Origin of the sequence: Streptacidiphilus jiangxiensis, from assembly GCF_900109465.1 — a bacterium.
GTDB classification, from domain to species: domain Bacteria; phylum Actinomycetota; class Actinomycetes; order Streptomycetales; family Streptomycetaceae; genus Streptacidiphilus; species Streptacidiphilus jiangxiensis.
The window spans coordinates 491,016-512,162 of sequence record NZ_FOAZ01000001.1 but is presented as its reverse complement, the minus strand read 5'-3'; the positions used below and the strand labels follow the sequence as shown (position 1 = coordinate 512,162).

Annotated in this window: 21 protein-coding genes and 2 tRNA genes; 8 read left to right on the top strand and 15 right to left on the bottom strand. The window is 72.5% G+C overall.

Annotated elements, in window-relative coordinates:
• Nucleotides 1-40 precede the first annotated feature (40 nt).
• The 7 genes from def to BMY61_RS02260 all read right to left on the bottom strand — a co-directional run bounded on the left by def (nt 41) and on the right by BMY61_RS02260 (nt 7,188).
• Complete coding sequence (gene def / locus BMY61_RS02290) at nt 41-640, bottom strand: peptide deformylase (RefSeq protein WP_042456145.1); 600 nt, start codon at nt 638-640, stop codon at nt 41-43.
• Between the two features lie 51 nt (nt 641-691).
• Complete coding sequence (locus BMY61_RS02285) at nt 692-1,654, bottom strand: tetratricopeptide repeat protein (RefSeq protein WP_042456148.1); 963 nt, start codon at nt 1,652-1,654, stop codon at nt 692-694.
• Nucleotides 1,655-1,820: 166 nt separating this feature from the next.
• Nucleotides 1,821-3,014, bottom strand: a complete 1,194-nt coding sequence (locus BMY61_RS02280) for an HD-GYP domain-containing protein (protein ID WP_236656579.1) — start codon at nt 3,012-3,014, stop codon at nt 1,821-1,823.
• A gap of 608 nt (nt 3,015-3,622) precedes the next feature.
• Entirely contained in the window at nt 3,623-5,002 is a 1,380-nt protein-coding gene (locus tag BMY61_RS02275; protein ID WP_425314659.1) for an HD-GYP domain-containing protein, read from the bottom strand.
• 240 nt (nt 5,003-5,242) lie between these two features.
• Nucleotides 5,243-5,545 carry a mycothiol system anti-sigma-R factor gene (gene rsrA, locus BMY61_RS02270; protein WP_042442401.1) on the bottom strand — a complete coding sequence of 101 codons (303 nt, stop codon included), beginning with the start codon at nt 5,543-5,545 and terminating at the stop codon, nt 5,243-5,245.
• Nucleotides 5,542-6,324, bottom strand: coding sequence for a sigma-70 family RNA polymerase sigma factor (locus BMY61_RS02265; RefSeq protein ID WP_236655838.1), 783 nt, complete (start codon nt 6,322-6,324; stop codon nt 5,542-5,544). The genes rsrA and BMY61_RS02265 overlap by 4 nt, the downstream gene beginning before the upstream one ends.
• Nucleotides 6,325-6,423: 99 nt before the next feature.
• Complete coding sequence (locus BMY61_RS02260) at nt 6,424-7,188, bottom strand: SOS response-associated peptidase (RefSeq protein ID WP_042442397.1); 765 nt, start codon at nt 7,186-7,188, stop codon at nt 6,424-6,426.
• Between the two features lie 218 nt (nt 7,189-7,406).
• Here BMY61_RS02260 and BMY61_RS02255 point away from each other — a divergent pair, with 218 nt between their 5' ends.
• The 4 genes from BMY61_RS02255 to BMY61_RS02240 all read left to right on the top strand — a co-directional run bounded on the left by BMY61_RS02255 (nt 7,407) and on the right by BMY61_RS02240 (nt 11,014).
• Nucleotides 7,407-8,117, top strand: coding sequence for a M50 family metallopeptidase (locus BMY61_RS02255; RefSeq protein ID WP_042442396.1), 711 nt, complete (start codon nt 7,407-7,409; stop codon nt 8,115-8,117).
• An 81-nt stretch (nt 8,118-8,198) separates the two neighbouring features.
• A complete protein-coding gene (gene aroA / locus BMY61_RS02250) occupies nt 8,199-9,554 on the top strand; it encodes a 3-phosphoshikimate 1-carboxyvinyltransferase (RefSeq protein WP_042442394.1) in 1,356 nt (451 codons plus the stop codon).
• Between the two features lie 10 nt (nt 9,555-9,564).
• A complete protein-coding gene (rsgA, locus tag BMY61_RS02245) occupies nt 9,565-10,596 on the top strand; it encodes a ribosome small subunit-dependent GTPase A (RefSeq protein ID WP_042442390.1) in 1,032 nt (343 codons plus the stop codon).
• 94 nt (nt 10,597-10,690) lie between these two features.
• Nucleotides 10,691-11,014 (top strand): DMT family transporter, encoded by a 324-nt coding sequence (locus BMY61_RS02240; protein ID WP_042442542.1) that lies wholly within the window; start codon nt 10,691-10,693, stop codon nt 11,012-11,014.
• 26 nt (nt 11,015-11,040) lie between these two features.
• On the opposite strand, the gene BMY61_RS02235 is transcribed toward BMY61_RS02240, so the two are convergent.
• On the bottom strand, nt 11,041-12,597 hold the full coding sequence (locus BMY61_RS02235) for a right-handed parallel beta-helix repeat-containing protein (RefSeq protein WP_143094123.1): 1,557 nt from the start codon (nt 12,595-12,597) through the stop codon (nt 11,041-11,043).
• A gap of 190 nt (nt 12,598-12,787) precedes the next feature.
• On the opposite strand from BMY61_RS02235, the gene hisN reads away from it, so the two are divergent.
• From hisN to BMY61_RS02220, 3 genes are all read left to right on the top strand, one after another.
• Nucleotides 12,788-13,582: a histidinol-phosphatase gene (gene hisN, locus BMY61_RS02230; protein ID WP_042442386.1), complete on the top strand. Its 795-nt coding sequence runs from the start codon at nt 12,788-12,790 to the stop codon at nt 13,580-13,582.
• Between the two features lie 96 nt (nt 13,583-13,678).
• On the top strand, nt 13,679-14,344 hold the full coding sequence (locus BMY61_RS02225) for a DedA family protein (protein ID WP_042442383.1): 666 nt from the start codon (nt 13,679-13,681) through the stop codon (nt 14,342-14,344).
• A gap of 153 nt (nt 14,345-14,497) precedes the next feature.
• Entirely contained in the window at nt 14,498-14,914 is a 417-nt protein-coding gene (locus tag BMY61_RS02220) for a Fur family transcriptional regulator (protein ID WP_042442381.1), read from the top strand.
• A gap of 24 nt (nt 14,915-14,938) precedes the next feature.
• On the opposite strand, the gene BMY61_RS02215 is transcribed toward BMY61_RS02220, so the two are convergent.
• The 4 genes from BMY61_RS02215 to BMY61_RS02200 form a co-directional block, all read right to left on the bottom strand.
• The gene (locus tag BMY61_RS02215; RefSeq protein ID WP_236655837.1) at nt 14,939-16,846 is read right to left on the bottom strand and encodes a tetratricopeptide repeat protein; all 1,908 of its coding nucleotides are present in this window, start codon (nt 16,844-16,846) and stop codon (nt 14,939-14,941) included.
• A gap of 366 nt (nt 16,847-17,212) precedes the next feature.
• Nucleotides 17,213-17,286: transfer RNA gene (locus BMY61_RS02210), tRNA-Met, on the bottom strand.
• 144 nt (nt 17,287-17,430) lie between these two features.
• Nucleotides 17,431-17,504 (bottom strand) — tRNA-Met (locus BMY61_RS02205).
• 40 nt (nt 17,505-17,544) lie between these two features.
• Entirely contained in the window at nt 17,545-18,408 is an 864-nt protein-coding gene (locus tag BMY61_RS02200; RefSeq protein ID WP_152629224.1) for a UPF0182 family protein, read from the bottom strand.
• Nucleotides 18,409-18,550: 142 nt separating this feature from the next.
• Here BMY61_RS02200 and BMY61_RS02195 point away from each other — a divergent pair, with 142 nt between their 5' ends.
• Entirely contained in the window at nt 18,551-19,090 is a 540-nt protein-coding gene (locus BMY61_RS02195) for a PPA1309 family protein (RefSeq protein WP_042442378.1), read from the top strand.
• Between the two features lie 154 nt (nt 19,091-19,244).
• Here the strand turns inward: BMY61_RS02195 and BMY61_RS02190 are convergent, their stop codons facing one another.
• The 3 genes from BMY61_RS02190 to BMY61_RS02180 all read right to left on the bottom strand — a co-directional run bounded on the left by BMY61_RS02190 (nt 19,245) and on the right by BMY61_RS02180 (nt 21,098).
• Entirely contained in the window at nt 19,245-20,336 is a 1,092-nt protein-coding gene (locus BMY61_RS02190; protein ID WP_042442376.1) for a YlbL family protein, read from the bottom strand.
• Between the two features lie 42 nt (nt 20,337-20,378).
• A complete protein-coding gene (locus tag BMY61_RS45820) occupies nt 20,379-20,546 on the bottom strand; it encodes a hypothetical protein (RefSeq protein ID WP_169791830.1) in 168 nt (55 codons plus the stop codon).
• A gap of 108 nt (nt 20,547-20,654) precedes the next feature.
• The gene (locus tag BMY61_RS02180; protein WP_236655836.1) at nt 20,655-21,098 is read right to left on the bottom strand and encodes a molybdenum cofactor biosynthesis protein MoaE; all 444 of its coding nucleotides are present in this window, start codon (nt 21,096-21,098) and stop codon (nt 20,655-20,657) included.
• Nucleotides 21,099-21,147 lie beyond the last annotated feature (49 nt).

Here is a 21,147-nt window from a genome sequence, read left to right as displayed (position 1 = left end):
CCGTGCGGGTGGACGCGCCCCTTGGCCGACTCACGCGGACTCACTCGTTCGGAACGACCTCGTACCGCGGCGTCTTCTCCTCCATCTGCCGCAGCGCGTCCTTGCGGTCGCGCTTGGAGAGACGGTCGATGTAGAGGTAGCCGTTCAGGTGGTCCGTCTCGTGCTGCAGGCAGCGGGCGAAGAAGCCCGTGCCCTCGACGACGACGTCCTTGCCGTCCCTGTCCTGACCGCGCACGATCGCGAAGTCCGGCCGGGCCAGCTCGGCGTACGCGCCCGGCACGGACAGGCAGCCCTCGTTGCCGTCGTCCAGCACCCGCTGCGAGGGCTCCAGGTCGTCCAGGACCGGGTTCACCACGACGCCGATGTGACGCACGTTGTCGTCGTCCGGGCAGTCGTAGACGAAGACCCGCTGCGCGACGCCGATCTGGTTCGCAGCCAGACCCACGCCCTCGGCGGCGTACATGCTGACGAACATGTCGTCGATCAGCGCGTGCAGCTCCGGCCCGAACTCGGTCACCGTGGCGCACGGGTGGTGCAGGACCGGGTTCCCGACCACGGTGATGGGCCGCGCAGTGCCACGGGAGGTGTCCGGCTCCTCACCGATCACCTGCTGCGGCGCTTCCAACTGCTCTTCCGACATGCTCTCGCCTTCAACGATGCTCAGCTCTTCCGTCAAAGGGTACGTGGCACGTCAGCAGACTTCCTCCAGATCCCGGTACGCCCGGCGCCCCGGCGCCGCCATCACCCACCGGTCCAGCAGCTCCCCGACCAGCCCGGTCGGTGCGGCCAGGCCGCACTCGCGTTCGGGAACCCACAGTTCCCCCTGCGCGTGGTGGCTCAGATGGCCGAGCGGACCGTCGTCGTGCGGGTCGTGCGCCCCGCTGTGTCCGTCGTCCGCCGCCATGCGGCTCTCACTGCACGCCCGGCACAGCAGCCGCACCGACGATGTCCAGTCCTCCGCCGCGTACCCGGCCTCGGAGACCAGCCGCTCCAGCCCGTCCCGGTCACCCTCCGTCGCCGCCTGCAGCAGCACGACATGCGTCGGGACGGGTGACGGCGCCCACAGCTCGATCTCGTCGAAGACGGGATACGGCACCCCGTCCGCGACCCGCTCGCCGTGCGCGGAACCGTCGTGCAGCACGACCTCGCCCCAGCGCCGCCCGGAGGACGGCAGCGGGATGCTCAGCACCTCGACTCTCGCCGGGTCCAGTCTTCGACCCCACACCACCTCGGACTCGCCCTCCGGCGAGAGACGGACCGGCGTGGTGCCGAGGTCCAGGGCCACCGGGCCGTCCCCGGCCGGAACGCGCAGGCCGTAGGCCTGCCACGCGCGGCGGGCCAGCGCCCAGTCCTGCAGCGCCGTCGCCGCGATCCCGAGGTTCCACCAGTCGGGCGCGCCCGCACCGCTCCCGCGGTCCAGCAGCGCGACCGCGCGCAGCCCGGCCGCGCGCGCCTGGTCCCAGTCCCGGCGGAACTTGTGCAGCAACGCCAGGTTGAACCACGAGTCCGAGAGCCACGGCTCCAGGTCCGTCGCCCGCACCAGCAATGCGCCGGCGTCGTCGAGGCGACCGTCCCCGATGAGCGTGAAGGCGCGGTCGGTGGTCTGCCGCCAGCTGGCGGACGGCCTCTGCCGTGCTCGATTGAAGATCTTCACCTCAGCCTGCCGCTTGTCGGTCCCAGCACCCGGCGTACCCGCTACGCCGAGGGCGTGCACACGTCGCGTTGCCACATCCAGTTGCGTTGCCACATCCACAGGTCGACACATGGACCCGCAAGGCCCTGCCTCTGCATCCAACCACGTGCACCCCCTCGCCCGCTGCCTACCCGGAGATCCGTGGACAGACACGAGCCAGGGCCTCCACCACTCGCGGCTCGTACTCGCGCTCCGTCCCCGCCCGCAACTGGGCCAACACCTCCTCGCGGCGGGCCGGTCCCGGGTCGTCGCAGGCGAGGTCGTCATAGGCGTTCGCCACCCGGACGATCCGCGCGGCCAGCGGCGGCCCCCCGTCCGACGCGCCGTCCGCACCCCGGTACGGCTCCGCCGCGCGGGCCACGATCTCGGCCACCTCCGGCGGCACGCCCGTCCTGCGGATCACCTCGCTGCCGAGCCGACCGATCCGCCGCTGCTCCTCCGGGCACAGCAGCGCCGTCGCACCGCCGGGGATCGGGTCCACCAGCGAGAGCTGACCGATGTCGTGCATCAGCGCCGCGTATTCGAGCAGCAGCAACTCCTGGTCGCTGAGCCCGAGTTCACGCCCCACCCCGCGCGCGATCGTGGCGACGCGCTGCGCGTGACCCGGCAGGGTGTACCCCGCCACCTCGGTGGCCCGGGCCAGGCTCGCGATGGTCTGCCGCTGCGTCGCCCGGATCGCCGCGTAGCGGCGGAAGCCCGCCTGGGTCAGCAGCAGCGGGACGGAGAACAGCGGCAGTGCCCACAGGCCGATCTCGCCCGCCGCGATCGAGATCACCACGCCGGTGGCCGCGACCGCCGAACCGATCCGCAGCAGCGCCGTCGTCTCGTCGCACAGGGCCCGCCGCAGCGGCGTCTCGGAGAGCAGCGCCGCGAGGCAGACGTCGACCCCGGCCGACAGGCCCGCGCAGGCGGCGATGTACGCCGCGTAGCCGGGCCCGTGCTCCAGCCCGTGCCGCAGCAGCACACCCCGGTTGTAGAGCGGCTGGAACAGCAACGCGGCGAACCCCACGGCCAGCACCCGCCGGGCCGCCGAATCCGCGTTGGGCCGACGCCCCCGAACGAGCGACGGCACCGCTCCGACGAGCGCCGCGATCGACCACACCAGGACGACCTGCGCCACGCCGTGGTGCGTCCGCTCTCCGGCGAGACTGCCCAGCAGCGCGTAGGCCAGCGCCCCGGCCGCCCCCAGCGGCGCCTGGTCCCGCTCCCCCGGCAGCGCGGTACGCGCCACCTCCCCGAGCGCGATCAGCACCCCGAAGGCCACGGCGATCCACGGCTCGACGAACCCGAAGACACTGACCCACCCGAGTGAGACCACCACCAACACCACGGCAGCCCCGTGCACCACCCCCCGCCGCCACCACCCACACCCCCGCCGCCCCACGGGCTCCACAACGGGCGAGGAGAGCACGGCCGAAGGGGTGTCTCCCGGCCCACCAGCAGCCGGCACGACACCGATCGCGGCCGGGCCGGCGGGCAGGCGCGGCTCAGCCGCCTTGGCAGGCGCGGCGGACGCGGCGGGGCTCGGCGCAGCCGCCCTGGCGCGACCAGCGGGCACGGCGGGCGCGGCCGGGCCAGCGGGCGGCGCTGATCCGGCTGCCGCGGCCGGGCCAGCCGCGCCGGGGATGTCGGGCCCAGCGGGCGCGGCGGGGCCGGCGGCCGGGCCCGGCGCAGCCGCCCTGGTCCGCCCAGCGGGCGCCGCAGGCGCGTCCGGGCCGGCGGGCGTGGCGGATCCGGTTGCCGGGGCCGGGTCGGCGGCGCCGGGGATGTCGGGCCCAGCGGGTGGGGCCGGCGCGGCGGGTGCCGAGCGGGGGTGCTGTTGCGGTACGGCCTGCCGGCGCGCCGCAGCGGGCCGCTCGGGGCCCGGGGTAGTCGGGCCGGGCGGGGGCTGCTCCGCGGGGTCGCGGTGGGTGGGTGACTCGCCGGGGGTCATCCGGCGAGGCCCGCGCGGCTCGGCTCGCGAATGCCGAGCGGGAGATCGGGGGCCGCCTCGTCGCCGGGGCGCGGCTGGGCCGGCCGCCAGCCGTGCCGCCGCACCGCGCGGATCAGCGCGGCGACCATCATCGGGTCGAACTGGGTGCCCGCGCAGCGCTCCAGCTCGGTCACCGCCTCGTCCACCGGCCGACCGCGCCGGTAGGAGCGGGTGGAGGTCATCGAGTCGAAGGCGTCCGCGACCGCGATCACCCGGGCGAACTCGGGGATCTGCGCACCACTCAGCCCGGAGGGGTAGCCGCGCCCGTCCATCCGCTCGTGGTGGTGCAGGATGCCCTCCCGCGCCTCCCCGAGGAAGCCGATCCCCCGCACCATCTCGTGCCCGAACGTGGGGTGCAGCTGCACCGCCTCGTGCTCGTCGTCCGTCAGCGGACCGCTCTTCCGCAGCACGCGCGTCGGCACGCCGAGCTTGCCGATGTCGTGCAGCACGCCCGCGATCCGCAGCGACGCGACGCGTTCCTCGGTCATCCGCAGCTCCCTGGCGATCAGCACCGAGGCCCGGCTGACCCGCTCGCTGTGACCACGGGTGTACTCGTCCTTGATCTCCACCGCCTGCACCAACGCACTGACCGTCGCCTGGTGCGCGGCCTCCTCCCGCTGGAACTGCGCGAAGACCCACGAGGACACGGTGAGCGGCAGCAGCACCAGCACGGCCGACAGCACGCCGTACCGGCCCTGCCACAGCACCGCCATCATCAACCCGATCAGCCCGTAGCCGAGGCACGGCACCAGCGACCGCAGCAGCACGCCACCCCACACCGTCCGCGGGTCGGCCCCCTCGGCGGTGATCCTGATCCCGGCCGCGAGCACCCCGGACACCGCGCAGAACGCGAGCGCCGCCAGCATCGTCGGCCCCAGCACGTCCGGGAACTGATGCCGCGCCAGCTGCGCCGGACCGTCGGCCGCGCGGAAGACGGCGGACGCCGCACACGTCGCCAGTGCGAGCTGCGCCGCGTTCCAGGCCCGCCGCAGCGCCCGCGGCGGCGCGGCGGTGGCGAGCACCGCGCCCGCCACCGGTACCAGCGCGGCCGCGCCCGGCCGCAGCAGCAGCGCCGCCGCGAGCAGCACCGGGAAGAACGCGGCCCACCGCGTGACTGCGGCACCACCCGCGGCGCCGACCGAAGCCGTGGCACCGACCCTGGCCTGACGCCGCACCAGCCATTCGCACGCCCCGTGCAGCACCGCCAGCACCACGATCGGACTCCAGGGGCCCGCACCGACCCCGCAGACCGCGACGCACACCACGGCAAGCGCGATCACCACCGCCGCGTAGACCCGCCCCCCGCACCCCAGGAGCTGTCCGCCCGCCTCCGCCACCGACTCCGCTCCGCTTTCGCCATGGTCCCCAGGCCCAGCCTCAGTTCATCGCACAGCGACCGCACGGCAGCGGACGTTCCACGAAAAACTCCACGATCGGGTGACTGATTACCCAGGCCCACCGCCTTGAAGCGGCACGAGCAGCACGATTTCTTCACACGGAAACGCCTCAGGGGCACGTGGGCGGCTTGTCGCGCAGCCCCGCGCCCCTGAGTGGTACGGCTCTACCCCTGTACGGCTCTACTCCTGTGCGGCAGGCTCCGCCAGCACGTCGCCCTCGACGGGCAGCCCGGCACGGATGCGCTCGATGCGCGCCAGCACCTTGCCGCGCAGGTCCGCCGGCGCGGCGTCGCAGCCGCAGCTGCGCTTCACCAGCGCCTTGATCGCCTGCTCCAGCCCGTACTTCTCCAGGCACGGGCTGCACTCGTCGAGGTGCTCACGCAGCTTCGCGCACTCCGCTGCGCCCATCTCGTTGTCGAGGTACTCGTACAAGTGGTCGAGTACGTCCTCGCACGGAGTGTCGTGGTGGTTGCCACAGCTCATGAGTCCGCGCCTTTCCGGTCATCCCCCGTGCCAGTTCCGGCCGGGACCAACCCGCGGTCACGGGCGTAGTCCTCCAGCAGGGACCGCAGCTGGCGCCGTCCGCGGTGGAGACGGGACATCACCGTACCGATGGGTGTCCCCATGATGTCGGCAATCTCCTTGTACGCGAAGCCCTCGACGTCCGCGAGATACACCGCGATCCGGAACTCCTCCGGAATAGCCTGCAGGGCCTCCTTGACGTCACTGTCCGGGAGGTGGTCGAGCGCCTGCGCCTCCGCCGACCGCAGACCCGTCGACATGTGCGACTCGGCCCGGGCCAGCTGCCAGTCCTCGATCTCGTCCGCACCGGTGCGCTGCGGCTCGCGCTGCTTCTTCCGGTAGGAGTTGATGAACGTGTTGGTCAGGATGCGGTAGAGCCAGGCCTTGAGGTTGGTGCCCTCACGGAACTGGTGGAAGGAGGCGAACGCCTTGACGAACGTCTCCTGGAGCAGGTCCTCGGCGTCGGCCGGGTTGCGGGTCATCCGCAGCGCCGCGGAGTACAGCTGGTCCAGGTAGCCCAGAGCGTCCCGCTCGAAGCGCTGTGAACGCTCCGCCTCGGTCTCCTCGGTTTCCTTCTCGGCGACCGGACCCACCTCCTCAGCAGTGCCGTGCGTACCGTCCGTGCTCGGCAAGGAGACTATCGGGCTCGGCGCGGATCCGCCCGCGACAGGCCACTCGGCCCAGGCGAGCAACGCCTGCGCGGTCTCCTCCGGGCGGGCCGGGCATGCTGCTGCGACCATGAGCTGCCTTCCACTGACGCGCCGACGCGTGCGACGCGTGCGCTCCGACTCGATCCTGTCAGTCGGCTCAACCAGTGGACCCGCTCGTTCATTCCCACCCTAGAACAGCGTCTCCACCAGTTCCTCCGGTTCGACCCGCTCCAGCAGCTCCGGCCCGTTGTTGCGGAAGTTGCCGACCGCCGCGCCCACCGGCCGCAGCTCCATCAGCCCCGGCGTCGGCGGCGCCAGCAGCGCCTGCAGCTCGTCCGGATCCGTCGAGGAGCGGTCCAGCCAGTCGTCCCAGCGGTCGCGCGGCAGGATCAACGGCATCCTCGGGTGCACCTGCTCAAGCTCCGGCTCGGCGGCCACCGTGATGATCGTGCACGTGGTCAGCCAGGCCGCCGGGTCGTCCTCGGGGAGGTGCCGGTCCCGCCAGAACTCGTACAGCCCGGCGAAGGCGACCTCGGACCCGTCCTTCGGCGTCACGAAGTACGGCTGCTTCTTCGGCGCCTTCTTCATGCCCGGCTCCTTCTCGGGCGTGTGCCACTCGAAGTAGCCGTCGGCCGGCAGCAGGCAGCGGCGGGTCGTGAACGCCCGACGGTAGGCCGGCTTCTCGTGCACCGTCTCGGCCCGCGCGTTGAACATCTTCACGCCGACGGACGGATCCTTCGCCCAGGACGGGACGAGACCCCAGCGCAGCACCTTCAGCTGTCGCACGGGATCGGGCCCGAGCTCGCGCACGGGGCGCTCCAGCACCGCGTACACACCCTTGGTCGGCGCCACGTTGTAGTCGACGTCGAGGGTCTCCTGGGTGCCCCAGCTCTTCACTTCGAAGAGCTCGACCAGGTCCTCGGGCTTCCGACTCGACGCATACCGTCCGCACATGCGTTCCACCTTGCCAGGTCCCCGCCAGGCCCGGCGCCGGAACCCCTCGGGCCGAGGCCATCGCCCGCAGTCCTGGCCGGACCACGGCCAGGACTGCGGGCGGGACCACGGCCGGGAACGCTGCCGGAACCACTGCCAGAACCACGGCCTGGCTCCGCGGCGTCCACGTGTGCGAGGCTGCACGCCTCGTCCGCACCCCGCCGTCCGGGAAGAGGCCCATGCAGCCGCACAGCATCAGCCAGGTCTGGGACCAGGTCACCGGCACCCAGGCCGCGCCGGGCTCCACCGTGGTCTGGGCCATGGCCGCGGTCGCGCTCGTCGCCGTCGGCTGGCGCGCGGTGTGGCACCTGAGCCGGAACGTGGTGACCATCGCGCACGAGGGCGGGCACGCGCTGGTCGCCCTGCTGATGCGGCGACGCCTGCACGGCATCCGGCTCCACTCCGACACCAGCGGCCTGACCGTCTCCTCCGGCAAGCCCTACGGCCCCGGCATGGTGTTCACGGCCGCCGCCGGCTACACGGCCCCCTCCCTGCTCGGTCTCGGCGGCGCCTGGCTGCTCTCGGCCGGACACACCACCGCGCTGCTGTGGGCGGTGGTCGCGCTGCTGCTCGGCGTGCTGATCGAGGTGCGCAACGCCTTCGGTGTGTTGACCGTGCTCACAACCGGCGCGCTCTGTTTCGCCGTCTCCTGGTTCGGCGGCGCGGAACTGCAGGGCGCCTTCGCCTACCTCAGCGTCTTCTTCCTGCTCCTCGGCGGCGTCCGGCCGGTCGTCGAGCTGCAGACCAAGCGCGCCCGCGGCCAGGCCCGCGACTCCGACGCGGACCAGCTGGCCCGGCTCACCCGGCTGCCCGGCCTGCTCTGGATCGTCCTCTTCCTCGCGGTCTCCCTCGGCTCCCTCGCCCTCGGCGCCCGCTGGCTGCTTCCCTAGCCCCTCTGACCGGCGCGGTGACCCCCGCCCGCCCGGCGCCGTTCCGAACACCGACCCGTTCGGGGCCTAAGCTTTGTGCTCATGACCGAGCTGCACTGGCCCGCCCCGACCGCGACCGACCCCGTGGACGCGGTGGTCACCGTGCCCGGTTCCAAGTCCGCGACCAACCGCGCGCTGGTGCTGGCCGCCCTGGCCTCCCAGCCGGGCTACGTGCGGCGCCCACTGCGCAGCCGCGACAGCCTGCTGATGGCCGAGGGCCTGCGCGCGCTCGGTATCGGCGTCGAGGACACCCTCAACTCCAGCAGCGGCGTCGCCGGCGGCGGCGAGGCCTGGCGGGTGCTGCCGGCCCCGCTCGGCGGCCCGGCCGGGATCGACGTCGGCAACGCCGGCACGGTGATGCGGTTCCTGCCGCCCGTGGCCGCTCTGGCCGACGGTCCGGTCCACTTCGACGGCGACCCGCGCTCGCACGAGCGCCCGCTCGGCGGTGTCATCGAGGCGCTGCGTGCCCTCGGCGCCCGCATCGAGGACGGCGGCCGCGGTGCCCTGCCGATGACCGTCCACGGCACCGGCGGCCTGGTCGGCGGCACCGTCACCGTCGACGCCTCCAGCTCCTCGCAGTTCGTCAGCGCGTTGCTGCTCTCCGGCGCGCGCTTCCAGCACGGGGTCGAGGTACGCCACGTCGGCGCGCCGGTCCCCTCGCTCCCGCACATCCGGATGACCGTCGAGATGCTGCGCGCCGCCGGCGCCCAGGTCGACGCGCCGGAGGACGGCGGCGAGCCGGACGTGTGGCGGGTCGCCCCCGGCGCGCTGCTCGGCCGGGACGTCGTCGTCGAGCCGGACCTGTCCAACGCTGCGCCGTTCCTGGCGGCCGCCCTGCTCACCGGCGGCACCGTGACCGTCCGGGACTGGCCCGAGCGCACCAGCCAGCCGGGTGACGAGCTGCGCGACCTGTTCACACGGATGGGCGGCTCGGCCGAGTTCACAGCGGACGGCCTGCGCTTCACCGGCACCGGCAAGGTCCACGGCATCGACGCCGACCTGCACGCCGTCGGCGAGCTGACCCCGGTCGTCGCCGCCGTCGCCCTGCTCGCCGACTCGCCGTCCATCCTGAGCGGCATCGCCCACCTGCGGATGCACGAGACTGACCGCCTCGCCGCGCTCGCCCGCGAGTTCAACGCGCTCGGCGGCGACGTCAGCGAGACCGAGGACGGCCTGCGGATCACGCCGCGTCCGCTGCACGGCGGCGTCTTCCACACCTACGAGGACCACCGCCTGGCCACGGCCGCCGCCGTCATCGGCCTGGTCGTCCCGGGCGTCGAGGTGGAGAACATCGCGACCACCGCCAAGACCCTGCCCGACTTCCCCGACCTGTGGGCGGAACTGCTGGGTGCGAAGGAAGGGCCGCCCACCGCCGCCCCCACGAGCGGGAAGGGCTAGGGGCACCGCCATGCGCCGCTACGGCAAGGACGCCGACGAGGACGACATCCGCAACCGCCCCTCCCGGCGCGGGTCCCGACCGCGCACGCGGATCCGGCCCGCCCACGAGGACGCGGCCGAGGGCATGGTCCTGACCGTGGACCGGGGCAGGTTCACCTGCCTGGTCGAGGAGGGCTCCCGGCGCGAGCGCGAGATCGCCGCGATGAAGGCCCGCGAGCTGGGGCGCAAGGGCGTCGTCGTCGGCGACCGGGTCGCCCTGGTCGGCGATCTCTCCGGCGAGGACGGCTCGCTGGCCCGCATCGTCCGCGTCGAGGAACGCGACTCGGTGCTGCGTCGCACGGCGGACGACGACGACCCCTACGAGCGCATCGTCGTCGCCAACGCGGACCAGCTCGCCATCGTCACCGCCCTGGCCGACCCCGAGCCGCGCCCGCGCCTGATCGACCGCTGTCTGGTCGCCGCGTACGACGCCGGCATGGAACCGCTGCTGGTGCTCACCAAGTCCGACCTCGCCGGGCCCGAGTCGCTGCTGGAGACCTACGCGCCGCTGGGCGTGCGCTCCGTCGTCACCAGCCGCGACACCCTGGCGACCGAGGACGCGGAAGCCGTGCGTGAGCTGCTGCGCGGCCTGTCCACCGTGTTCATCGGCCACAGCGGCGTCGGCAAGACCACCCTGGTGAACGCCCTCGTCCCGGACCGGCAGCGGCAGACCGGGCAGGTCAACGCGGTCACCGGCCGCGGCCGCCACACCACCACCTCCGCGCTGGCGCTGCGCCTGCCGGCCGCGAAGGGCCAGGAGTCCGGCTGGGTCATCGACACCCCGGGCTTCCGCAGCTTCGGCCTCTCCCACATCGAGCCCTCCCGGGTGATCCATGCCTTCCCGGATCTCGAACCGGGCACGGCGAACTGTCCACGCGCCTGCTCCCACGACGAACCCGACTGCGCCCTCGACGCCTGGGTCGAGGCCGGCCACGCCGACCAGGCCCGCCTCTACTCGCTGCGGCGCCTGCTCTCCACCCGCGAGGCCCGCGAGGGCGACTGAGCCGGGCCGCCCGGGCCCGGCTCCTCCCGAGATGCCGATGGCAGTCCCCGCATCGATCATGGTGGGACTGACTGTCGGCTTCGCGGAGGGTGCTGTGGCCTGGCTGCTGGTGATCATCGCGGGAATCCTGGAGACGGGCTTCGCGGTCTGCCTCAAGCTCAGCGACGGTTTCTCCAAGATCTGGCCCACCGTCGGCTTCGCCTCGTTCGCCCTCGGCAGCTTCGGTCTGCTGACCCTCTCACTGAAGACCCTGGAGGTCGGCCCGGCCTACGCGGTCTGGACGGGGATCGGCGCCGCCGGGACCGCGATCGTGGGAATGATCTGGCTCGGAGAGTCCGTCTCCGTGCTCAAGCTGGTGTCGATCTCCCTCGTCCTGATCGGCGTCATCGGCCTCCAGCTCAGCGGCGCCGGGCACTGACGCCCGGCGCCGGGGCGAGCCGGCACTCACCGGCAGAAGCGGTTCTCCGGCAGGCCCGCGCAGGGGTGCGGCATGGTCGCCTGGGGCAGGATCGGCGCCAGGTCGAGCCCGGTCCGCTGCGGATAGGTGGCGCCCGGCACGGGGCACTGCCCGAAGCCGGCCGCGCAGACCAGCTCGCCGAAGAGCAACCCGCTGTCGCCGACGCCCGCACCCGCCCCGCACGGCGTGCCGTCCACCGCCGTGTTCTGGATCCGCGCCGGGTCGCTGGTCAGCACCCCGCCGCCGATGACGCGGTTCCCCGTGAAGCAGTTGTGCGGCGCCGTCTGCGACTCGTTCGCCACGTCCGCGTTGGTCGGGTTGCCGAAGAACCCGACGTGACTGAAGGCGTTGCCGGTGACGACGTTCCCGTAGGCGAGGAAGACGCAGACGCCGGGCTGCTGCACACCGCCCTGGCAGTGGCTGGTGGAGGGCGGCGTCTCACTGTCGGGGAAGTCGTGCACGACCACACCCCAGCTGCCCTGCCGCTCGATACGGTTGTCCCGGACGGTGTCACTGTGCCCGCCCGAGATCTCGACACCGACCCCGATCACCGGCGCCAGCCCGGAGACGGGCGCGTTCGGGTTGTTGTTGTCGTGGATGAAGTTGTGCTCGATGAAGGTGCAGGAGCTCTGCGGAGCGTTGACGCAGCTGCCGTCCTGCGGGGGCGGCGCGTCGTCGTTGTTCAGCGAGTTCGGCGCGATGCCGGTGCGGTTGTGGTCGAACTCGGAGTTGCGGATCGTGTAGCCGCCGGAGTTCGTACCGGAGAAGCCCAGCGCGGAGTTCTGGCCGTGCGCGTCGGTCAGCGTCACGCCGCAGATGTCGCGGCAGGCGCCGACGTAGTAGTCCGAGTCGCCCATGTTCGACGCATAGGTGTGCGCGATGACCGCCGGACCGGTGGCGTTGGAGGCGAAGATCCCGTACTGCGCCATCGGTGCGCTCGCGTCGGCCGAGCCGTAACCGGACGTCGCGGTCAGATAGGCGCCGTGGTAGCGGTGCAGGCCGATGGCGCCACTGCCGTCACCACCGTTCCACCAGATCTCGTTGCCGCCGCCGTAGCCGTCGGCCGAGAGGTAGTTGCAGACGGTCAGGTTCTCGATGGACACGTCGTCGGCCTTCGACACGACGATCCCGCTGCGCCCGGTCCGGTCCTGGAGCGCCGGCTCGGACGGGCACGGATGGGCGGCTGTGCCGTTGCTGCCGTCGACGACCACCCGGTTCCGGTCCAGCCCCCGCAGGTGGATGCCGGGTGTGGTGATCAGCACGCCCGCGTCGGCGGTGGCCTTCTCGTGGTAGACGCCGGGCCAGATCAGCACCCAGTCGCCGCGGTGCGCGGCGTCGACGGCGGCCTGGACGGTCCGGTACACGTGGGTGCGGTCACCCGTGCGCGGACAGGGCGTGGTGCTGCCGTTGCACACCAGCAGCGCCCGCGCGTCGTCCCGGTCGTGCGCGGACGCCGCGCTCGCCCCGACGGGCACCAGCCCGCCCATGGCCAGGCCGGCCACCCCGATCAGGGTGAACAGGAGCCTGCGGCCCCTCCGCGCCACGGACGCGATCCTCACAGGTCTCACGAGCATTCCTCCCCCAGCAAACATGAGCTGACGTCACGTCAGCTTGCCCAGCGTCGGGGCGCCCCCCGGTGAAGTCAATCCCCCGGCGCCCGGCTCACTCCGGAGGTGCACGGCGCGGCGTGGACAGCGCTGGCCCACGCCCGTCGAGATCGTTACTGTTCGGGGCATGGCCGACTACTCCGACGATCTGCGCCTTGCCCACGTCCTCGCGGACCACGCCGACTCGGTCACGCTCGACCGCTTCCGCGCGCTCGACCTCGCCGTCGAGACCAAGCCGGACCTCACCCCGGTCAGCGACGCGGACAAGGCGGTCGAGGACCTGATCCGCGGAGACCTCGCCCGGGCCCGGCCCCGCGACACCGTCCTCGGTGAGGAGTACGGCACCACCACCGGCCTGAGCTCGCGCCGCTGGGTCATCGACCCGATCGACGGCACCAAGAACTTCATCCGCGGCGTCCCCGTCTGGGCCACGCTGATCTCCCTGATGGAGGTCGGCCCCGGCGGTGAGCAGCCCGTCGTCGGCCTCGTCTCCGCTCCGGCGCTGGGCCGCCGCTGGTGGGCCGCCCGCGGTACCGGGGCGTTCACCGGCCGCAGTCTGACCCGCGCCTCGCGGATCAAGGTCTCGGAGGTCTCCCGCCTGGAGGACGCCTCGTTCTCCTACTCCTCGCTCGGCGGCTGGGAGGAGCGCGGCAAGCTCGACTCCTTCCTCGACCTCACCCGCGCCTGCTGGCGCACCCGCGCCTACGGCGACTTCTGGTCCTACATGATGGTCGCCGAGGGCGCCGTCGACATCGCCGCCGAGCCCGAGCTGAGCCTGTGGGACATGGCTGCCAACTGCGTCATCGTCGAGGAGGCGGGCGGCCGGTTCACCGGGCTGGACTGCATCCCCGGCGTCCGCAGCGGCAACGCCGTCGCCAGCAACGGCCTCCTCCACGGTGAGGCCCTGCGGCGCCTGGGCTGAGCCCCGGTGAAACCGGACTGCTGACCACGCGCTTACGCAGCCGGACGGTACCGTGTGTTCGTCCCGTCCTGTCCCCTTCTGCCGCGAGGACTGCCCGTGTCCTGGATCAGCGACCACCTGCTCGCGCTCAACGGCACGCTGGTGCTGGTCGCCGTCTTCCTGCTGCCTGCCCTGGAGTCCTCGGTCTTCCTGGGCTTCCTCATCCCGGGCGAGACGGCCGTGGTCATCGGCGGCGTCACCGCCTTCAACGGCCACACCCAGCTGTGGGCCGTGCTGCTGGTGGCGATCCTCGGCGCGGTGATCGGTGACGGCATCGGCTACGCCGTCGGCAAGCGCTGGGGCGACACCCTGCTCTCCCGCCTGCCCGAGCGGCTGATCAAGCCCGCCAGCGTGCGTCAGAGCAAGGAGCTCATCCGCCGCCTCGGCGGCAAGGCCGTCTTCGCCGGCCGCTTCGCCGCCGCGCTGCGCGCCCTCGTCCCCGGCCTGTGCGGCGTCTCCGAGATGCCCTACCGCACCTTCGCCCGATGGAACCTCCTCGGCGGGGCCGTCTGGGCGACGGTCTTCGTCCTCCTCGGCTACTTCGCCGGCGCCGGCTGGCACCAGGTCGAGCACTACGCCTCCGTCGCCAGCTGGATCGCCGTCGGCGTGGCCGCCGTCGGCGTGGTCGGCCTGGTGCTCCTCAAGCGCCGCGCGGAGAAGAAGGCCGAGGCCTGGTTGGAGGAGTCCGAGGCGACCGCCTCGACCGAGAGCACCAGCGTCTGAGGCACCGACGTCCGGGGTCATGGCGCTCGGGCGCATGGCGCTCGCGGTCACGGCGTTCGGGATCACGGCGCTCGGCGAGCCTCCGGCGAAGGCGCCGGGCGTCCGGAGCACGGCATTCCGGGCTCTCGCCGGCCCCCTGCTACCCTTCCCCGCATGAGTGACCTGCTGGAACGGCTTCGAAATCGCGGCTGGCGCCTCACCGCGCAGCGGCGCGTCGTCGCCCAGGTCCTGGACGGCGACCACGTCCACTTCACCGCCGACGAGATCCACGCGCGCGCCGTGGAGGTGCTGCCGGAGATCAGCCGTGCGACCGTCTACAACACCCTCGGCGAACTCGTCTCCCTCGGCGAGATCCTGGAGGTCTCCACGGACGGGCGCGCCAAGCGGTACGACCCGAACGCACACCACGCCCACCAGCACCTCATCTGCGAGGCCTGCGGCACGATCCGCGACGTCCACCCCGCGGGCGACCCCCTGAACGCCCTCCCGGCCGCGGAGCGCTTCGGCTTCACCATCTCCGGTGTCGAGGTCACCTATCGCGGCCTCTGCCCCGACTGCGCCAAGGCGTAGCGAAGAAGCGGCCGCGCGCGAGCGTCAGGCGGACAGCTCGGCGCTCAGCGCCTCCAGCAGGCGCTCGGCACGCTCGGTCACCCCGGCAGGCCCCAGCTCCGCCGCGCGGATGCACCACCCGCGCGCCTCACGCAGCTCACCACGCCGTGCGGCGATCAGCGCCAGCCGCAGCGCCGCGCGTCCGTGCCCGGCCTCCGCTGCGGCCGCGTACCAGCGCAGCGCCTCCGACTCGCCGCCCTCACGGGCCAGCAGCAGACCGAGGTTGAACGCGCCGCTGCGGCTGCCACCCTCCGCCGCCGCGCGGTACCACCGCTCCGCCTCGCGCGTCTCGCCGCGCTCCGCGGCCCGCACACCGATCCGCACCTGGGCGCGTCCGTGCCCCGCCTCGGCCGCCTTGCGGTACCACCGCTCCGGGTCCTCCCCGCGGCCGCCGCTCTCGTCCTCGCAGCGCTCCAGCAGCACCGCCAGGCGGAACGCGCCCTCGACCGAGCCACCGTCCGCCGCCTGCCGGTAGCGCGCCACAGCCGTGGCCAGATCACCGCGCCGCTCCTTGGCCACGCCCAGCTGCAACGCCGCGTCCGCATGCCCCTCGGCCGCCGCTCGCGCGTACCACTCCTGGGCATGGTGCTGCTCGCCCCGGTCCGCGTGCAGGATGCCCAGGTTGTAGGCGGCGTCGACCGAACCGGCCTCGGCCGCCTTGCAGAACCACGGCTCCGCGCCAGGGGTGTCACCGCGCTGCAGCAGCATCACCGCCAGCGCGTTGCTCGCCTCCCGGTGCCCCGCGTAGGCCGCGCGCCGGTACCACTGCTCCGCCATCGCCTCCTGGCCGCGGGCCGCGGCCATCAACCCGAGGTTGAAGGCGCCGTTGTGATCGCCCGCGTCCAGCGCGGTGCGGTACCACTGCTGGGCCATCTCGGTCTCGCCCCACTCGTCGTGGAGCGCACCGAGCGCGTTGGCGGCGGTACCGTCCCCGGCCTCGGCCGCCTCGCGCCACCAGTCGGCCGCACCGAGCGCGTCCCCCTCGTCACGCAGCAGGAAACCCAGCGCGCAGGCCGCGCGCGTCTCGCCGGCCTGAGCCGCCTGCCGGTACCAGCGGGCGGCCTCCTCCCGGTCGCCCCGCGCCTCCAGCAGATGACCGAGGCGCAGTGAGGCCGCGGCATGGCTGCGGGCCGCCGCCTGCCGGTACCAGGGCTCCGCACCGGCGGGGTCCTTGGCGCCCTCGCGCAGTCGGCCGAGCCGGAACGCCGCCTCGCGGTGCCCCACCTCCGCGGCCACGCGGAACCACCGCTCGGCGCGGACCGTGTCCCTGCGGTGCTCCAGCAGGTCGGCCAAGGCGTAGGCACCTCCGGTGTGGCCCTGCTCGGCCGCCTGCAACAGCCAGTACTCCGAGCCGCCCTCGTCCCCGTGGTCCCGCAGGTGCAGGCCCAGGGCGTGCGCCGCGGGCGCGCTGCCGGCCACGGCCGCCTCACGCCACCACTGCGCGGCCTCGTCCCGGTGTCCGCGTTGGTGGAGCAGGACACCGAGGTTGTTGGCACCGGCCCGCAGCCCGGCCGCGGCGGCACGGCGCAGGTAGGGCTCGGCCGTGTCGAGATCGCCGCGGCGCAGGAGCAGCGCACCGAGCAGGCTCGCGGCGGCGGCGTCTCCGCACTCGGCGGCCTCACGGTAGCGGTGCTCCAGGGCGTCGCGCTCGCGGGCCTCGAGCACGGCCTCGAAGCTCTCCACGCCGGTTGCGCTCTCCAGGCCCGTCGGCACCTCCGCGGCAACGACCGGGGCGAGGTCCTCGCCGAGGTCTCCGTCGAGGTCCCGGGTGAGATCCGCGTCGCCGGTCGTCCGGGTGGGCAGCGCGACGTTCAGCTGGGCGTCCTGGACGCGCTGCAACGGCAGCCGCCCCGCCTGCTCGGCCCCTGCCGGGCCTCCAGCCATTACCGACATGTCGACTCCCGCGTCCGCCGGGGCTGCGGGTGCCCCTGGTACGCAATCTCCCCCGTCGAGCTCATCGTCGCACCATCCGCAACCCGCGTACACCTGGTATACCGCAGCTTGTGAGGGTACTTCAGCGCTTTGTCGATATCGCGACACATCTACCGTGCAACACCTGTGCGAGTGCTTGCCGCTGACCTCCCGCAAGCCCCATCTTCCCCTGCCGAAACGTCATAAGACCGTCCGTCAGATTCCGTACCCATTCGGCAGAGGACCCCCGGCCGTCGGCGCGGCGTCGACCGCGGACAGACCACCCCTGGCGGATCGTTCCCAGACAATGCGACAGGCCCGGTGCTTGTGCACCGGGCCTGTCTTCAGTAGCGGGGACAGGATTTGAACCTGCGACCTCTGGGTTATGAGCCCAGCGAGCTACCGAGCTGCTCCACCCCGCGTCGTTGTGTCCTCAGTCTACGACGTCTCCACCGATCAGAGCAAATCGATATAACCGGGGCCCCGACGCACGCACGACGGACGACGCACGCACGCATACGACAGACGAAGGGCCCGGTGCGTCTGCACCGGGCCCTTCGTTTCAGTAGCGGGGACAGGATTTGAACCTGCGACCTCTGGGTTATGAGCCCAGCGAGCTACCGAGCTGCTCCACCCCGCGTCGTTGTGTCCCAACCATAGCACGGAGGCGAACCAGGCCATCAACCGAGATACGCCACCAGCACCGGGTAGACCTCGCCGACCAGGCCCGAGCAGAGCAGCAGCAGCACCAGGCCGGTCAGGGCCGGCAGCCAGCGGTGACGCAGCGGAACGGTCAGGAAGAGCACCGCGCAGATCAGCGCGACCCAGCACATCAGCGACTTCGCCTGGAGCCACGCGCTCAGCTCGCGCGGGCCCAACTCCTCGGCGCGGCCGACGATCTCGAACCGGTCCAGCCAGTACGCCGCCGCCTTGAGCGCCAGCAGCGCCGCGCACAGCACCGAGAGCTGCGCCCGCGCGGCGGCTGTGCTGCGTCTTCGCCGGTCCTGCAGCTGCAGACCGCCATAGAGGTAGTGCACCGCCCCGGCCGCCGCCAGCGAGGCCACCAGCGCAGCGAAGCCGAAGTCGACCAGGAACCGGTACCAGGGGACGGTCGTCAGGTAGAAGCCGGAGGGCCGGTGCAGGATCGGATCGCGCACACCCCACCGCGCCCCGTGCACCGTCTCCTGCCACAGGTCCGCATGGGTCGCCGCAGCCACCCCGGCCAGCACCCCGGGCACGCCCGCCACGGTCGCCAGCAGCAGTGGCTTGCGCCCCGCGACCAGCTGACGGCACGGATCCAGACTCACCTGTTCGGGCGACATGACACTGAGCGGCTGACGCAGCCGGTGCGCGAGCCAGCAGTTGCCACCGACCAGCAGCGCCATCACCGAGCCGAACACCGCGAAGAGCGTCAGCTCCGCCCATGTCGGCGCGACCAGCACCGTCAGCGCGCCCAGCACCAGGCCGGCCGAGATCGCCGATGCCAACGGCAGCACGCGCGGACGGCGCCGCGTCGGGCCGGGCGTCGGCATCTGGAAAACCAAGGCGGGTCCTCGGGCTCGTCGTCTGCGGTCGGCAGAGCAGGGCGGCGCTGGTCGGCCCGACCCCGACCGGGGCCGAGGGGCCGTTTAGTCCAACTCCGACGACGATTATTTGAGTTCCCGGCGACATGTGAGGATAGGAACCATGTCCGACGCCACGCCCCCTGCCGCCCGTCCGCTGACCCGCGCCGCACTCGAGATCGACGAGTACATCGCCGGCCTCGGCTGGGACCAGCCCGCCCGCCTCTTCGCCCTGGTGGACACGGGCGCCCTGTTGGCCAACGAGCCGGCGCTTGCGCGCCAGCTGGGCCTCGAGCCGGGCGCCGCGGGCGAGCTCACCCCGATCGAGCAGGAGGAGCTGCCGCGCGGCGCCCAGCTCGACGAGTTCCTCGGCACCATCGCCTGGCCGGACGCCGTCGCCGGCTGCGCCCTGGTCGTGGAGCGCCTGATCCTGCCGCCCTCGGCCGAGTCGGACCTGCCGAAGGGCAAGGGCGAGCGCGAGCTGGCCGCCTTCGTGGCCAAGCACCCGAACCGCCAGGAGGTCCGGATGACGGTGGCGGTGCTGCGCGACGGCAGCCGCGAGACGGCCCTGCGCCTGCGCGAGAAGGACTCCTCACGTGAGGTCCTCACCGGCCCCGACCTGGTCCCCGGCCTCGCCGACGCGCTGCTGACCACCTTCAGCTGACGGTCTCTCCGGTTCGGTCACCCGGGCGCGCCGGGCCGACGCGGCCTGTCGCGACCCGGCACAGTCCGACCGGCCCCGGTCGGTCCGAGCGGTCGGGCCGAGCGGTCGGCCGAGCCGAGCGGGCCGACCCCGTGGGGCCGACCCCTGGCCCGACCTACTTCGTGCTGCAGGACGGCAGCGCGGCCGTGTTGCCCGACCGGATGTCGCTCAGTGCGTCGAGCGCCCCCTTCAGGCTCGTCTCCTTCACCAGCGTCAGCCCGGAGGGCGTGGCGGAGGCGGCCTCGGCGCAGTTGTCGGCGGGGGTGAAGAAGTACTGCGCCCCGGCGTTGCGCGCGGCGATCAGCTTCATGGTGATGCCGCCGATCGGCCCGACGTTCCCGTCGGCGTCGATCGTCCCGGTGCCGGCGATGAACTTCCCGCCCGTCAGGTTGGTGCCGTTGAGCTTGTCCACGATGCCGAGCGAGAACATCAGACCCGCGCTGGGCCCGCCGACGTCACCCAGGTTGATCTGCACGTCGAACGGGAAGGTGTGCTCGACGTCCGGCTGGATGCCGACCATGGCCTTTCCGGTGTCCGGGTTCTTCGCCGTGGTGATGGTGACCTTCTGCTCGACGGCGGCCTGCTGCGCCGGCGTCCGGGTGATGTCCGTGGTCTTGTCCTTGGGCACCACCGTGAAGACCACGTCCTGGCCGGGCTGGTGCTTGGTGACCAGGGTGGAGACCTGCTGCGGGTCGGTCACGGGCGTGCCGTCCACGGCGACGATCACGTCACCCGCGTGCAGCTTGCCGACCGAGGGACTGTTCTCGACGACGGCAGCGACGATCACCTCGGCCTTCACGGGGAAGCCGAGGGTGCTGAGCGCGGCCGCCTTCGCGCTGTCCTGCGAGGCGGAGAACTCCTCGGCGTTCTGCTGCTGTGCCTGCTGCTCCGTCTGGTTGTCCGGGTAGAGCGTGCTGTGGGGCACGATCGCCATGTCGCTGTTGATCCAACCGATCAACGCGGACACCAGGTTCGGCCGGTAGTCCGCGCTGCTGACCTCGACCGTGGTCATGTTGAGGTTCCCGGTGGTCGGGTAGGTGTGGTGCCCGGTGATCACGATCACGGGCTTGCCGTTCTGGTCGCCCAGCGTGTTGTAGGTCGGCCCGGGGCTCATCTCGGCATAGGGCGCGGGCACCACGAGGGCGGCGCAGAACAGCGCTATCAGCATCAGGGTGGCAGCGAGCATCGTCGCGGAGCGGCGTGGCATGGCACGACAGTACGGGACGCGCTCGCAGTCCCGCCCGGCGGACTACGCTTCCGGGCGCTCGGGCTTGCGCTCCATCGCGGCACGGAACCGCTCGTATCCCTGCACCGAGTCCCGGTCGCCGGTGGAACGGGTTCGGGAGGAAAAGGCCACCCAGAGCGCGGCGAGCACACCGCCCGCCACCGGAATGATCCACCAGGCGAGCACAGTCATCTCGTTCTCCCAGCTCATCGTGATATCAGCAGACTAGTCGCTGATACGGACAACGATCACCGGGGCGTGCCGGTCACGCATCAGTTCCGCGCCGCACCACTGGGAGCGTCAGCAGGCGGCGACCCACTCGTCGGTGCCGTCGGCGAAGCGCTGGTGCTTCCACACCGGAACCTCGTGCTTGAGGGTGTCGATCAGACGGCGGCAGGCCTCGAAGGCCTCCCCACGGTGGGCGCAGGACACCGCCACGATCACGGCGACGTCGTTGATCTCCAACAGTCCGACCCGGTGCACGGCCGCCAGCGCGAGGACGGGGTAGTCCGCGCAGACCTTCTCGGCCACACGGCGCAGTTCCGCCTCCGCCGTCGGGTGCGCGCTGTACTCCAGAGCGGTGACGCCCTTGCCTCCGTCGTGATCGCGTACGGTCCCGATGAAGACGTCGGTCCCGCCGGCGGCGTCGTGCTGGACCGCGGCGTAGACCTCCTCGAGCGACAGCGCGGTGTCGCGGAGCGCGAGCAGGCGGATCGGGTCGTCGGCCGTCGTGATGGAGCTCATGGCATCCATGATGACGGATCGGGCACGTGACTCAAGAGCCGATTCCGCA